Origin of the sequence: Enterococcus sp. SB12 (genome assembly GCF_030910025.2) — a bacterium.
Classification (GTDB): domain Bacteria; phylum Bacillota; class Bacilli; order Lactobacillales; family Enterococcaceae; genus Enterococcus_B; species Enterococcus_B faecium.
The window spans coordinates 2,197,679-2,210,462 of sequence record NZ_CP175675.1; the positions used below are offsets into that span (position 1 = coordinate 2,197,679).

Annotated in this window: 14 protein-coding genes and 1 riboswitch; of the genes, 4 read left to right on the forward strand and 10 right to left on the reverse strand. The window is 38.5% G+C overall.

Features of this window, described 5'->3' with window-relative positions:
* Positions 1-10: 10 nt before the first annotated feature.
* On the reverse strand, positions 11-181 hold the full coding sequence (gene secE / locus RBL01_RS10980; RefSeq protein ID WP_002294579.1) for a preprotein translocase subunit SecE: 171 nt from the start codon (positions 179-181) through the stop codon (positions 11-13).
* A gap of 23 nt (positions 182-204) precedes the next feature.
* Positions 205-357, reverse strand: coding sequence for a 50S ribosomal protein L33 (rpmG, locus tag RBL01_RS10985; RefSeq protein WP_002294578.1), 153 nt, complete (start codon positions 355-357; stop codon positions 205-207).
* 161 nt (positions 358-518) lie between these two features.
* On the opposite strand from rpmG, the gene cbpA reads away from it, so the two are divergent.
* On the forward strand, positions 519-1,163 hold the full coding sequence (cbpA, locus tag RBL01_RS10990; protein ID WP_002294577.1) for a cyclic di-AMP binding protein CbpA: 645 nt from the start codon (positions 519-521) through the stop codon (positions 1,161-1,163).
* Positions 1,164-1,218: 55 nt separating this feature from the next.
* Here the strand turns inward: cbpA and RBL01_RS10995 are convergent, their stop codons facing one another.
* Positions 1,219-1,722, reverse strand: a complete 504-nt coding sequence (locus tag RBL01_RS10995) for a QueT transporter family protein (protein ID WP_002318553.1) — start codon at positions 1,720-1,722, stop codon at positions 1,219-1,221.
* Between the two features lie 12 nt (positions 1,723-1,734).
* Positions 1,735-1,781: riboswitch (PreQ1 riboswitch) on the reverse strand.
* 537 nt (positions 1,782-2,318) lie between these two features.
* On the opposite strand from RBL01_RS10995, the gene RBL01_RS11000 reads away from it, so the two are divergent.
* Positions 2,319-3,284 (forward strand): diacylglycerol/lipid kinase family protein, encoded by a 966-nt coding sequence (locus tag RBL01_RS11000; protein WP_002318552.1) that lies wholly within the window; start codon positions 2,319-2,321, stop codon positions 3,282-3,284.
* A 98-nt stretch (positions 3,285-3,382) separates the two neighbouring features.
* Here RBL01_RS11000 and RBL01_RS11005 read toward each other — a convergent pair whose 3' ends face one another.
* From RBL01_RS11005 to RBL01_RS11015, 3 genes are read right to left on the reverse strand one after another with little or no spacing between them, the layout of a single operon-like run.
* Positions 3,383-4,555, reverse strand: coding sequence for an ABC transporter permease (locus tag RBL01_RS11005; protein WP_002318551.1), 1,173 nt, complete (start codon positions 4,553-4,555; stop codon positions 3,383-3,385).
* On the reverse strand, positions 4,542-5,687 hold the full coding sequence (locus RBL01_RS11010; protein WP_038809303.1) for an ABC transporter permease: 1,146 nt from the start codon (positions 5,685-5,687) through the stop codon (positions 4,542-4,544). Before RBL01_RS11010 ends, RBL01_RS11005 begins: the two co-directional genes overlap by 14 nt.
* 13 nt (positions 5,688-5,700) lie before the next feature.
* Positions 5,701-6,633 carry an ABC transporter ATP-binding protein gene (locus tag RBL01_RS11015; protein ID WP_002327282.1) on the reverse strand — a complete coding sequence of 311 codons (933 nt, stop codon included), beginning with the start codon at positions 6,631-6,633 and terminating at the stop codon, positions 5,701-5,703.
* 86 nt (positions 6,634-6,719) lie between these two features.
* Here RBL01_RS11015 and RBL01_RS11020 point away from each other — a divergent pair, with 86 nt between their 5' ends.
* Positions 6,720-7,829, forward strand: coding sequence for a sensor histidine kinase (locus tag RBL01_RS11020; RefSeq protein WP_371125744.1), 1,110 nt, complete (start codon positions 6,720-6,722; stop codon positions 7,827-7,829).
* On the forward strand, positions 7,826-8,455 hold the full coding sequence (locus RBL01_RS11025) for a response regulator (protein WP_002289597.1): 630 nt from the start codon (positions 7,826-7,828) through the stop codon (positions 8,453-8,455). Before RBL01_RS11020 ends, RBL01_RS11025 begins: the two co-directional genes overlap by 4 nt.
* Before the next feature lie 109 nt (positions 8,456-8,564).
* On the opposite strand, the gene RBL01_RS11030 is transcribed toward RBL01_RS11025, so the two are convergent.
* The 4 genes from RBL01_RS11030 to trmL all read right to left on the reverse strand — a co-directional run bounded on the left by RBL01_RS11030 (position 8,565) and on the right by trmL (position 12,723).
* A complete protein-coding gene (locus RBL01_RS11030; protein WP_002318547.1) occupies positions 8,565-8,801 on the reverse strand; it encodes a hypothetical protein in 237 nt (78 codons plus the stop codon).
* A 102-nt stretch (positions 8,802-8,903) separates the two neighbouring features.
* Positions 8,904-11,492 carry an ATP-dependent RecD-like DNA helicase gene (locus RBL01_RS11035; RefSeq protein WP_002318546.1) on the reverse strand — a complete coding sequence of 863 codons (2,589 nt, stop codon included), beginning with the start codon at positions 11,490-11,492 and terminating at the stop codon, positions 8,904-8,906.
* A 19-nt stretch (positions 11,493-11,511) separates the two neighbouring features.
* On the reverse strand, positions 11,512-12,171 hold the full coding sequence (locus RBL01_RS11040; protein ID WP_002318545.1) for a histidine phosphatase family protein: 660 nt from the start codon (positions 12,169-12,171) through the stop codon (positions 11,512-11,514).
* 48 nt (positions 12,172-12,219) lie between these two features.
* Positions 12,220-12,723 (reverse strand): tRNA (uridine(34)/cytosine(34)/5-carboxymethylaminomethyluridine(34)-2'-O)-methyltransferase TrmL, encoded by a 504-nt coding sequence (gene trmL, locus RBL01_RS11045; RefSeq protein ID WP_002289592.1) that lies wholly within the window; start codon positions 12,721-12,723, stop codon positions 12,220-12,222.
* Between the last annotated feature and the right edge of the window lie 61 nt (positions 12,724-12,784).

Consider the following 12,784-nt stretch of genomic DNA (forward strand, 5'->3'; position numbering starts at 1 on the left):
GGCTAGCGAGTTATTTTAAGATCCAGCCAAATAAACTTTGGATGGCTGTATCCATTACGTAAAACATCAATCCGAAAATAATAGAAGTTTCGATGACTACTAACGTATCTTTACGGAGTTGTTTTCTGCTTGGCCAAGTTACTTGTTTGATTTCATCTTTTACGCTTTTTAGAAATTTCATGAGACAACCTCCCTTGCTACTGTTTATTTCGTTTCTTTATGTAATGTATATTGATTACAATATTTACAAAACTTATTGATTTCCAAACGTTCGCCGCTTTTTCCTTCACTGACTGATTTTGTGTAGTTGCGAGACCCACAAACGGAACAAGCGAGTGCTGCTTTTTTCTTTGCCATTTACTTCTGCCCCCTTGCTGAGAATCAGACTTATACTTCATAACAGTATCACGTAACTTTTTACTTGTCAATTTGTGAAATAAACTATCTATTGTTTTGGATAAAATTATGATATGATTAATTTGAAATTAAGCTAAAATGAGACAATTGGAGGTATAGCGATGCTATTAAAAACACTTGTATATAAGAAAAAAGATCTGACAACCGTTACAGAGACTAGTACATTAGAAGAAGCATTAAAAATTTTAGAAACTTCCGGATACCGTTGTGTGCCGATCTTAGATTCTTCAGGTAATATTTTCCGTGGAAACATTTACAAAATGCATATCTATCGTCATAAAGCAAATGGCGGTGATATGACGCTTCCTGTCACTCATCTTTTGAAAAACGCTACAAAGTTCATTTACCTGGATACTTCTTTCTTCAAAGTATTCTTTACGATCAAAGAGCTTCCTTATATTGCTGTCCTTGACAGTGAAAATCATTTTTATGGTATTTTGACACATAGTACGTTGCTTAATATGCTCTCTCAATCTTGGAGCGTAGAACAAGGAAGCTATGTACTGACAATTGCTTCCACAGGAAAGCAAGGAGATTTGGCTGCTATTGCAAAAATCATTTCAAAACACAGCAGCATTGCCAGCTGTATTACTCTTGATATTGAAAAAGACGAATACATTCGACGTACATTGATCACGCTACCGGCTAACACTGAAGCGAAAGTATGTGAAACGATCGTCAACCACTTAGAGAAAAAGAATTATAAAGTGGTAGAAATTGAAAATTTGCAAAACCAAGAAGCATAATCAAAAAGCGAAAAAAGAAAACAGCTAATCTGCTTTCTTTTTTCGCTTTTTATAATTAGACACGCTTTTCAAAATCAAGCGCGCGATCTAAATAATACATCAATGGTGCTGAAACAGCCATGACGATAAACTCACTTAATGCAAGCGTGCCATAGGTTGTCCAAAATGCTTGGCCACCTGTTGGAACTAACATATAAGCAATCAGTCCCATGCTGACGGTAAAGAAGATCGTGTTCAATACTAAACGCATCTTTACATTTTTCACTTTGTTTTGCAATAAAGCTGTCAGGCCTAAAGAAAGCAATGTTTGGCCGCCACCAAAAACCACATCCATGATACCAAAACCAAAGAAGGCATTGTAGACGATGACCCCGCCTAAAACTCCCCAAAGCAATTTACGGTTAAAGACAACTAAATGATTCAAACTTTCTGAAATACGAAACTGGATCGGCCCTGAGGATACAGGCGCAACTAAAATAGTTAACGCTAGATAAAGAGCCATGATGATGCCATTTACAACGATTACGGATAACCGTTGTCTGCTTTTCGTTTTTTGCATTTTCTCTCCTCTTTTCTCCTAGTTTTTTTAACGCGGGATGGTTGATGAACCGCGGTTATGTGAAACAAACAATAATTATAACAGACTTTTCATTTATTTCAATCCGTCTTATCTGCTTTTAAAAAAGCAAAAGCTTAAACAATGTAAACGTTTGCTAAAAATCGTGGGATATGGTATAAAGTAAGTGTAAGGGGTCATAAGAATTCCCAGTAAAGCAGACGAAGTAGGATCTGCAAGAACAGAATTGTTGTGAAACTTAAATAAATAAAAAAGGATGTGGGAATTTGAGCAACCTCTTACTAGAGAACGGTCTAGCAAGCAGCTGAAGATCTAAGTGGACATGCCGAACCTTGGAACTTCTCCTTACGTAAGTAATGGATCATGCGCTTGCTAGGCTTTTTTGTGTTTTTCGGTCTTCGGACCTTTTTCATTTTCCTAGACTTCTGCTATAATAACCAAGAATTAATTTTGTAACAGATTTTTTTGAAAAAACAAGTTTCTTTCATTCAAAAAATAGAAAAAGCTTGCTAATTATTGGTTAACCAGCAAACAGGAGTATTAAAATATCTTGTTTTATTGAATAGCAGGAGGAAATTATGAAATTCCATTATCATATATTGATCAATCCATCGGCAGGCAGCGGAAATGGCTATAAAGTAGCAGAAAGAATTTTACCGGTATTAAAAAATAAGCATATTGACTATACACTTCATTATAGTGAATACAAAGGACACGATGCTGAGATTGCTGAAACTTTGGCAAAAGAAACATTGATTCCTTGGATAGAAGAAGAACAGAAAACAATCGATATTTTCCCCCTTTTGATCATCGTAGGAGGTGACGGCACCTTACATCAGGTACTTGATACTTTCTATCAGATGGAAGTAGAATTCCCAGTTGCTTATATTCCAGCAGGTTCTGGAAATGATTTTGCTCGAGGGGCAGGCCTTCCAAAAAATCCCAAAAAAGGACTTCAGCTGATTTTAGCAGCTCAATCACCAGAAAAAGTCCACATAATGGCTTATGAAGAAAAAATAAGTGAAAAAAAAGGAATAGCTGTTAATAATTTCGGTATAGGATTAGATGCAGCTATCGTCCATGCGACAAATCATTCTTCCACAAAAAAGCGATTGAACAAATACAACTTAGGATCATTTTCGTATTTATTCTCTATTCTCCGTGCTTTATTCACTCAAAAAGGATTTCCAATTCTGGTAGATGCAGGAGGAAAACAATTAAGTTTTTCAAACGCATTTTTATGTACAGCAACGAAGCATCCTTTTTTTGGCGGAGGAATCGCGATTGTTCCAACTGCTGATGCGTCTAAACCAGTCATTGATTTTGTCGTGGTCGAACGAATCAATTTCTTTAAAATCTTGTGGCTCATTCTTTTACTTATACAGAAAAAACAATTGAAATCGAAATATTTCCATCACTACACAACAAACAGGTTACGTATCGTTTCAACAACACCGCAACATGGTCAAGAAGATGGAGAAGAAATGGAAAAACGACCTTTTGATATCACAATAACCACAACTAAACAGTTGTTTTGGTGTTAATAAAAGAGGTTGTGTCAGAAGCTACATCTGGAACACCGTTTATTCGGAAAAAAGGACTGTGACACGACTTTTGTCACAGTCCTTTTTTTACTATGCAGTTAATTCTTTGCCCAATTGGGTTGCCATCGATAGTTTCTTTCTTTACCCAAAATAAATTGGATCATTGAAAACACCGCAGCAAAAGCAACTAAGACACAACCATTGAACCAAAAAGATTCTGCAAATGTTTGATTGTAACTGAGTGTTTCACTGATCAAGTTATTATTTTGAACAAACCAATATGTTGGTGTGAATGCCGCTATTTTGCTAACCATTTCTGGCAAGTATTCTGCTGGTACAAACACCCCACCGATAAAGCAACTGCCTGTGATAAAAATATCTTTGATCCCACCGCTGGTTTCTGAGTTTTTTACCAATGAAGTGATACAAGCCGAAAAGCTAATGACCGGCAATAAAAACAAGAAAGTATTTAAAATATGATACCATACCGTTATATCCCACGAGGTGTGGATCACTAACAGAACCATTAGAAGTAAGAAGCCACTGAACAACAGCAGCGAGTAACTAATCAAACTAAAGGTTACTTTGCGATTCAAGTTTCGTTTGGTAATGGGCGCACTCTGGTTTCGTTTACTGATCTCTTTGCGATTAAACGCTAAATTGATGACGCTGAAACCGCTAAAAATGGATAGAAACAACCCATAAGACAAGAAATTAAAGGTTGTGCCCGTCAACAGCTTTTTCATCCGCTGACTATATCCCGCACTTAGCTCAACTTCTCCAGTAACCGAGAGTGCCATTTGTGTCTGTTCCATAGCTGCATCGATTGTTTTATCTTCTTCTTGAAACAGAATCAGTGTTTGCAAAAAGGTGTTCACTTGCTGTGTAACAACTGTTTTAGAAAAGGCATCTGGGCGACTCTGTATCTTGATCGTCGGCATCTTTCCTACTTCGACTTGTTCGGTAAAGTCTGCAGGCAGATGTAAGATAATGTTTACACGATTAAAATAAAGAGCATCATCGATTTCTTTTTGTGAGGTTCCATCCAATGTAACGACTGTTTCCTTGTCATTCAAATATTTACGAAGGCCTTCGACTACAGGCGACTCTTCTTCACTAATCAAGGCGATTTTCGCATCTTGCAGAGAGGTATTTTCAACATCAATATTTTGCGCAAAAAAGAATGTGGCAACAACAGTGATAATTACACCTATCAGTAAATTCGATTTATTTGCTTTAAGCAATGTCCAAATCGTTTTATAAAGCGTCATAACGCACCCCTCTTTCCATCCAAGCATTTCCTAACGCAAAAAGGAAAATAAATCCGATCAACCATAGAAGATTGGTATAAAAACTAGCCAAATCAGTGTAGAAATAAAGTTTATACAAACTTTCGCTGATCAAGTTGACGAGATTTAATTGACCAACAATCGGAATATGAAGATCAATCCAATACTTCACTTGTTCCGACCCCATCATACCAGCAAAAAAGCTCATCGCAATCGTCACTGAAATCAAGATGCTATCCTTTTGCACCAGATTCATTTTTGGTATCAAATTACCAACCAATGTACCTAACAAAATCGCACACAACGACCCCAGAGCGGTAACAATCATCAACCATTGCCAACGTTCACCAAAGTCTACTTGATAGATAAAACGAAAGACAGCTAACATAATATAAATCTCTGTCAAAACAATCGTAAAGCTTGCTGCCAAATTAGCGATTGAAACTAACGATTGCTTTCTAGGAATCAAGGACAAGCGAATACCATTTGACGATTGATTTGCTTGCTGATCCTGTACATTGCGGCCCCCCCACATCGTCCCGTAGAGAATCGCCATTCCAATCAGAGTGAAGAAATAAAAACTTTTGAAACTCATATTACGACCTGCATGAACTTCTTGAAAAGATACTTCTTGTTCAAAAGCAGTCATGATGGGCGCGAGATCAACGTTCTCCACTTCTGCCACTTTACTCGAAATTATACCAATACGCTGTAAAAATTGATCCATGACGTTTTTCATCAACGTCTGACTCATTCCTGCTTGACCCACATGGAGCGAAACAGATGAACCATCAATGAGATAAAAACCAGCCAAATCATCTGCATTTAGCTTTTCATTCGCTTCTACTTCTGATAGTTCCTGTACTTCAAATAATGGTTTATCATTGACTTCGACTTGTTCTAAGACTGTGGTAAAATTTTCCGAAAGCGCTGTTTGATCCGCTTTGATTACAATTCCAGTATTAATCGTTTCGAGATTGCCACCTTGATCAATCTCGCCAAAGGCCGCCATAAACATCAATCCTAAAAGAATTGGAAAGGCCAATGTCCAAAACAACATGGATTTATTTCGCAGCAGTATTTTTGTACGATATTTATAAAAATGCCAAAACATTATTTCCCCTCCTCTAGTCTCTCAATTCCTTGCCGGTAATCTCTAAAAAGACATCATTCAAGGACGATTCTTTGGTTGCTATTTTTCCGTAACTGATCTTTTCTTCTTGTAAGATTGTAAGAATCGGCAACAATACTGTATTTAGTTCAGTAGTTGTTACTTGGAGCTGACCTTTTTTATAAGCGATTCCATCAGAAGCTATTGTCCGCTGAATCGCTGACAACACGTTTTCTGGGAGTAATGGGATGTCGATCGTCAAACGATCCGCCGTCCGTACCATATCTTTTAGAGATTCTTTGGTTCCTTTAGCAATCACCTGTCCTTGATCCATGATCACGATCTGGTCGCAAAGAATTTCTACTTCTTCCATGTAATGTGTTGTATAGACAATGGTTGCTCCTTGTCGATTCAGCTCCTTGATACTTTCTAAAATTTTATTCCGACTTTGGGGGTCTACAGCTACTGTCGGCTCATCTAAAAAAATTAACCGCGGCTTGTGGGCAATCCCACATGCGATGTTCAACCGACGTTTCAAGCCACCACTAAGTTCTCCTGGACGAAACGACACATATTTTTCTAATCCCACTAATTGAATCACCTCTTCAATCAAGGCTTTCCTTTTCTCTTTTTCGGAAACATATAAACCGCAAAAATAATCGATATTTTCTTGCACACTTAGTTCGTCAAAGACCGCAACGTCTTGAGGAACGACCCCAATCATTGCCTTGACAGCATAATTTTCAGGAGTCATTGTTGTCCCGAACAATTTAATGGTTCCTTTGTCATAATTTAACAAAGAAAGCATACAGTTGATGGCAGTCGATTTCCCACTGCCGTTTGGTCCTAACAGACCTAAGACTTCTCCTTCTTGTACTTGCAGATCAAAATGATTCAATGCTACAAAATCTCCATAGCGTTTGACTAATTTATCAATTTCGATAATCATCATGAAAAACTCCTTCCGAATTTCTTGTTGATCTGACTATAATAAAGTGCAAGAAAAGAAACTAGTGACGATTGGCTAAACCACACATGACATTTGTCACAATGAAGGAGTCTGCTATGCATAAATCTCGGCTACTCAACGAAACTAGCTTTCTACTGGTTATCTCATTGCTTTTGCTGGTAAGTCAAGGATTCGTTGCTATGCAAGTTATCTATTTATTGATCGCCGTTTTATTCACTGGTGTCAGTTATTTACTGCCTACAAAGCCAAATTGGATTTTCCAAGTTATTCTATTTCTTTTATGTGCCTTTTTACCTGATCTTGTCCTGCTTCTGCCAGCGACGATGCGAGTGATCGCCCCTGAAGAAAGCCACCTTGATTACTTGTTTTTGTTAGGTTTTTTGTTGATTTCGACGGTTGGTAATCATCCCCCCATCAAGGTCGCCTTTGTCGTAATTTTGCTGTTTTTTTCCTTTTACTTACGAAAAAAAGATCAACGAACGACCGATCTTGAGAAAAAGTACATTGTCTCCAAAGATACTCATTGGGAAAAACAACAAGAGTTATCGGAACAAAATAAAGCATTGGCCCTGTCACAAGAAACACAATTAGCCTTGCAAATTGTGGAAGAACGGAACCGAATTGCCCGAGACATCCATGACAATGTCGGTCATCTGCTGTCAAGTGCGATTTTACAAATTGGTGCGCTTGAAATGATCAATCAAGAACCAAAACTAAAAGAACCATTAGAAAATTTAAGTGCCACCGTTCACACTGGGATGGATCGGATTCGTCAAAGTGTCCATGACCTCCATGAGACATCGATCTCTTTTCAACACTCCTTAGAGTTTCTGATCGCTGATTTTCCTTCTTCTGTTACGATTGAAGGAAACTTGTTTGAAGGATTGAATGAAACGCAGCAAAACTGCTTCTTAATGGTCATCAAAGAAGCCTTAACCAACAGTATCAAACATAGTCATGCCAAAACCGTTGTTTTACATTTTCGAACGTTGCCGGCCTTTTATCGCTTGCAAATCACGAATGATGGCACCAGCCCACAAAAAAATTCTGCTCCCGGTATTGGTTTGAAAACGATGCGTCAACGTGTTCAAGAACAAAAGGGACAAGTCCATATTTTCCAAGAAAACCAGCAATTTCAGTTAACGATCATTTTACCAAGGGAGGGACACCAATGATAACAGTAGTCATTATTGATGATGATCCATTTGTGACGAAATCGTTACAAACCATTTTAGAAAGCACGAAAGAGATCCGTGTGTTAGGCATTGGTCATTGTGCCAAGGATGCGCTAGTCTTATACGAAACCCATCGTCCCGATGTTTTGCTGACGGACATCCGCATGCCTAAACAAACGGGCATCGATGCTGCCAAAGAAATTTTGGCTAAATTTCCCAAAGCCATCCTTTTGCTTTTGACGACATTCAAAGATGAAGAATACATCCGCGAAGCATTTTCCATCGGTGTCAAAGGGTATTTAATCAAACAGAACTTGCAAGCGATTATTCCTTCTGTCAAATCCGCTTATAATGGACAGGCCGTATTTGGTAATGAAATCATCGAGACTTTCACTCAAATGATGAAGAATAAACCGACGATTGATAGTCATGCTTATGCTTCTTTTAGTGAACGTGAGCTTGCAATCATCAAAGAAGTAGCTGCCGGGAAAAACAATAAAGAAATTGCAGATGCCTTGTACTTGAGTGACGGCACTGTTCGCAATTACATCAGCCAATTACTAGAAAAGCTAGATTTACGGGATCGCACGCAATTGGCTATCTACTTTTATCAGCATTTGCAATAAGTCTTATCTAACACAAAAAAACCTGAATGATGCTCCTTCGCATCATTCAGGTTTTTTTCACATCTTCTATTCAATTGTCCCGCAAACCATTTCCTCACGATTGAAAGAATCAAGGATTCGCAGGGCTGCCAGGATTCGTTGGATTGTTCGGCGTGTTAGGCGTGTTAGGCGGAAAAATAGGCGCCTTGTCTAACGTTTTTTCTAGTTTTGATTCTTCACGATCGTCTCGTTCTACATCAGGACTTTCATTCAATTTGAATTCTTTTTCCATCTCATCTAACTTTTTAAAGTCATTGCCAGATTCTTTTGCTAATTTCGCTAATTTATCTTCGGTTTCTTTAGCCATAAAGTAACGCCCCCCTTTTGATTTCAGCTTAGCATATCACACTGAAAAAACAAAAGAAAACGCTAACCAATGATCATTTTTAGCTATTTCTCATCTTTAAAATCAAGCATTTTTTGCCGGTATAAAATCGTAGGGAGAACTGTTTTCCATACCAATCATCGGATCTACTAACTGGTTATCGATCACTTCTGCTGTAAGAACGAAATCTTTAGAAACAGCAGGTTCTACCTCTTCTTTCTTTTCTTCTCCAACAAATGAAGAAAACAGATCTGGTTCCACTGTTTCCATTACTTGTTTTTTCGATTCATTCGTCCCACTGTCATCTTCTACAGGTAGCTTTTCTTTTACAACCCGTGGCTCTTTTGTATAGTTCCCATCTTCAAATGGATCATTTCCGACCAAAGAATCTTCATAAGCTGCTAGTTTTGTCCGCAGAGTGATATTCATTTTATCATTATCTATGATCCTTGATTTCAACGTAGTCATCCGGCTTGCTGATTCATTCGCTACACAAGTGACATAGGCTTGCTCTTCCCCTAACAAAATCAACAGTTCCTTACTGCGGGTCACTGCCGTGTAGAGCAAATTACGCTGAAGCATTCGCTGATATTGATGGACCATGGGCAAAATAACCATCTTGAATTCACTGCCTTGTGATTTATGGATTGAGCAACAATAAGAAAGAGTGATTTTATTCCATTCGTTTCTTTTATAAGTGACCTCATTTGCATCAAACTGGATAACTAATTCATCCACTTTATCTTCAGAATCTTTTGCCAAGATGATACCCGTGATTTCTCCCATATCTCCATTGAATACATTCAATTCGGGAGTATTGACTAATTGGAGGACTTTGTCTCCTATCCGATAAACGGTGTCGTTCCAATGTACTTCCTTTTTTCCAGGTTTCCCTGGATTGAATATCTCCTGCATCATTTTATTTAACGCATCGATCCCTGCAGGTCCCCGATACATTGGTGCTAATACTTGGATATCTTGTGCACGGAATCCCTTATTTTTCGCTTTTTCCACAATTTTAGAGATCAAGGGTTCAATTTGATAAGCATCACTTCGGAAATAGGAACGATCTTTTTGATTCTTTGTGAAATCTTTTGGCAGACGTCCTTCTTTGATCTCATGGGCAAGAGGAATAATACTAGAACCATCACCTTGCCGATAAATCTGATTGAGTTCCATTTTGGGAATTTGTTCGATTTCCAAAAGATCATGGAGTACTTGACCAGGACCGACAGAGGGAAGCTGATCTTTGTCTCCTACTAAGATAACTTGCATATTCGTCGGAATCGCTTTGAATAATGTGTTAGCCAGCCATGTATCGACCATAGACATCTCATCAACAATCAAAAGTCCGCCTTCTAATTCTTTCGTACTGACTGAAGGTGTTTTTTCCCGTCCATTCAGCCCCAGAAGACGATGGATCGTACTGGCAGGCAGACCTGTCGTTTCGTTCATTCGTTTAGCTGCTCGGCCAGTTGGTGCTGCAAGTAGAATAGGAAAAATTTCTTGGGTATATTTTGAAGGATCCAATTCCAGTCCGTTCAACTCTGCAAAAAGATTGACGATTCCGTTGATCACAGTAGTTTTCCCCGTACCTGGTCCTCCTGTTAAAATAAATAGAGGGGAACGGATTGCTTCAGCGATAGCTTGTTCTTGCGAAGGTCCATACTGTATGCCGAATATTTTTTCGATACGCCGAATATTCTTCTGCACTTCTTTTTCAGGATAATGGATTTCTTTTTTACGACTGAGAAGGCGCTGGATCGAATTACCGATCCCCCATTCAGAAAAGTACAAACTGTTTTCGTAAAGATTAGTCTCTTCTTGTTGTATCTTTCCTTCTTCAACAAGTTGGATAATTACAGTAGCAACCTGATCAGGCTGGATTTCAATTGGGCGACTTGTTTCTAAAATACGGATCGTTTGCTGAAGCAATGTCTCCGCCGGTACGTATGTATCTCCTGTTTGAACTGCATGCTGAAAAATCTGATGCAAGATAGCTGCTCGAATTCTTCTCGGTGAATCTGCTGCAATACCGATTTGTTCGGCTAGATTATCTGCACGTTTGAACCCGATTCCTTCTATGTCTTCGACTAGCTGGTACGGATTTTCTTCGATGATATCCAAAGACTCGTTCTTATAGGCCTGGTAGATACTGAAAGCTAACTGACTACCGAACCCGTAACGATTCAGTCCCATGATCACTTGATCCATCCCGTGGTTTAGCCGAATCGTCTCAGCAAGCATTTCTCTTTTTGGCTTCGTCAAACCGGAGATTTGTTTTAATACCGAAGGATCAGCAATGATTTTTTCGATAGCATCTTCTCCCAGCAATTCTACAATTTTTTCTGCTGTTTTCTTCCCGATTCCTGGGAATTTTTCGCTGGAAAGATACGCTACGATCCCATTTGCAGTTGTTGGCTTTTCTTGCTCATATCTTTCGAGTTTAAGCTGCCTTCCGTATTTAGGATGATCCACTAATTCTCCATAAAAACGATAAGTCTCATTTTCTTGAATATCGCCGAAACTTCCGGTGACTACAATCTCTTTTTCACGGTAATCAGCTGTGGTTTCACTGATGTGTACCAAAAGCACTTTGTAAAAATTACTAGGATTTTGAAAAAAAATCGCGGCAACTGTACCAACGAAATAAGGCATTTCTTCTGGCTGCATCGGAAGCCGCCTCCTTCTTCTATAGTAAAGGTTCTGGTGCTGTTTCAGTTCCTAAAAAATCTGTTTGGTTCCATACTTTCAGTTCATATGGCAATAATCTGCAAGGCTCTTCAGTCTCTAAAATCGTCAAACTACTATTGAACAATCCACCCATTTCACGCAACTCACTTAGCTCTTTTCCTGTCATCCATTGAATGGCTGCAGTTAAAGAAGCTCCATGTCCTACGAATAAAAGTGGGCCATCTTTATGTTGGGCAACCACATCTGCTACAACAGTTTCGATACGTGTGATTGCCGATTCAATCGTTTCTCCGTGAAAAGGAGAAGGATCATACAGATCTAAATGATTACGCAAATTCGGCAGATTATCCGGATATTTCTGGTACATTTCATCGATCGACTGACCTTCTAAAGTACCCAGCCCTAGTTCTCTTAGCTTATCTGTATAAAAAATCTCTACCGGACGAGCAAGCTCTTTGTTGATACCTTCTGCTGTATCACGTGCTCGCTTTGCTGTACTGGAATAAATTGCTTTAAAAGGAACATATTTTACCTTTTTCCCAAATGCTTTGATTTCTTCGTAACTTTGTGGCAAAAGCGGAGAATCGCCATTGCTCCCTTGAAAACGTCTTTCCTGATTCCATTGTGTCTTCCCATGTCGGGTAAAATATAGTTCCATACGCAGCAAACTCCTGTCTTTCTTTTATTTTACTCTATAATAAACTGTCTAATCCAGCTTGTCATTTTCATAGTGATGCGTCAATTCTAAATTAGGGAATCCTTGCTGGCGAAGTGCTTCATACACTATCATTGCAGCTGTATTCGATAAATTCAATGAGCGGACATGCTCATCATTCATAGGGATGCGTAAACACTTTTCTTCGTTTTCACGCATAAATGTTTCTGGCAAACCGGTTGTTTCTTTTCCAAATAAAAAGAAGTGCTCTTCTCCATCAGCAAAATTTTCGTCACTATATACTTTATGGGCAAATTTTGAGATCAAATGTAGTTTACGATTACCTAAAAATGTTAAAAAAGCTTCTAAATTACTGTGGTAAGTAATATTTACATCATTCCAATAATCCAACCCTGCCCGTTTTAGATGTTTGTCATCAGTTGAAAAACCTAGTGGCTCGATTAAATGAAGCGGAGTATTCGTGGCTGCACACGTACGGGCAATATTTCCAGTGTTTGCAGGGATTAATGGTTCAAATAAAACGATATGATTCATCAGGATCATTCCTCTCATATTTATGTTCGTTTCTATTTTCTGACAATTTGATTTTTGCATA

Bases quoted from the DNA above. Each gene is read 5' to 3' on its own strand.
- RBL01_RS11000 (WP_002318552.1), top strand. From the start codon at position 2,319: ATGAAATTCCATTATCATATATTGATCAATCCATCGGCAGGCAGCGGA.
- RBL01_RS11010 (WP_038809303.1), bottom strand. From the start codon at position 5,687: ATGTTTTGGCATTTTTATAAATATCGTACAAAAATACTGCTGCGAAAT.
- RBL01_RS11025 (WP_002289597.1), top strand. From the start codon at position 7,826: ATGATAACAGTAGTCATTATTGATGATGATCCATTTGTGACGAAATCG.
- cbpA (WP_002294577.1), top strand. From the start codon at position 519: ATGCTATTAAAAACACTTGTATATAAGAAAAAAGATCTGACAACCGTT.
- RBL01_RS11040 (WP_002318545.1), bottom strand. From the start codon at position 12,171: ATGGAACTATATTTTACCCGACATGGGAAGACACAATGGAATCAGGAA.
- rpmG (WP_002294578.1), bottom strand. From the start codon at position 357: ATGGCAAAGAAAAAAGCAGCACTCGCTTGTTCCGTTTGTGGGTCTCGC.
- RBL01_RS11020 (WP_371125744.1), top strand. From the start codon at position 6,720: ATGACATTTGTCACAATGAAGGAGTCTGCTATGCATAAATCTCGGCTA.
- trmL (WP_002289592.1), bottom strand. From the start codon at position 12,723: ATGAATCATATCGTTTTATTTGAACCATTAATCCCTGCAAACACTGGA.
- RBL01_RS11015 (WP_002327282.1), bottom strand. From the start codon at position 6,633: ATGATTATCGAAATTGATAAATTAGTCAAACGCTATGGAGATTTTGTA.
- RBL01_RS11005 (WP_002318551.1), bottom strand. From the start codon at position 4,555: ATGACGCTTTATAAAACGATTTGGACATTGCTTAAAGCAAATAAATCG.
- RBL01_RS11030 (WP_002318547.1), bottom strand. From the start codon at position 8,801: ATGGCTAAAGAAACCGAAGATAAATTAGCGAAATTAGCAAAAGAATCT.
- RBL01_RS10995 (WP_002318553.1), bottom strand. From the start codon at position 1,722: ATGCAAAAAACGAAAAGCAGACAACGGTTATCCGTAATCGTTGTAAAT.
- secE (WP_002294579.1), bottom strand. From the start codon at position 181: ATGAAATTTCTAAAAAGCGTAAAAGATGAAATCAAACAAGTAACTTGG.
- RBL01_RS11035 (WP_002318546.1), bottom strand. From the start codon at position 11,492: ATGCAGCCAGAAGAAATGCCTTATTTCGTTGGTACAGTTGCCGCGATT.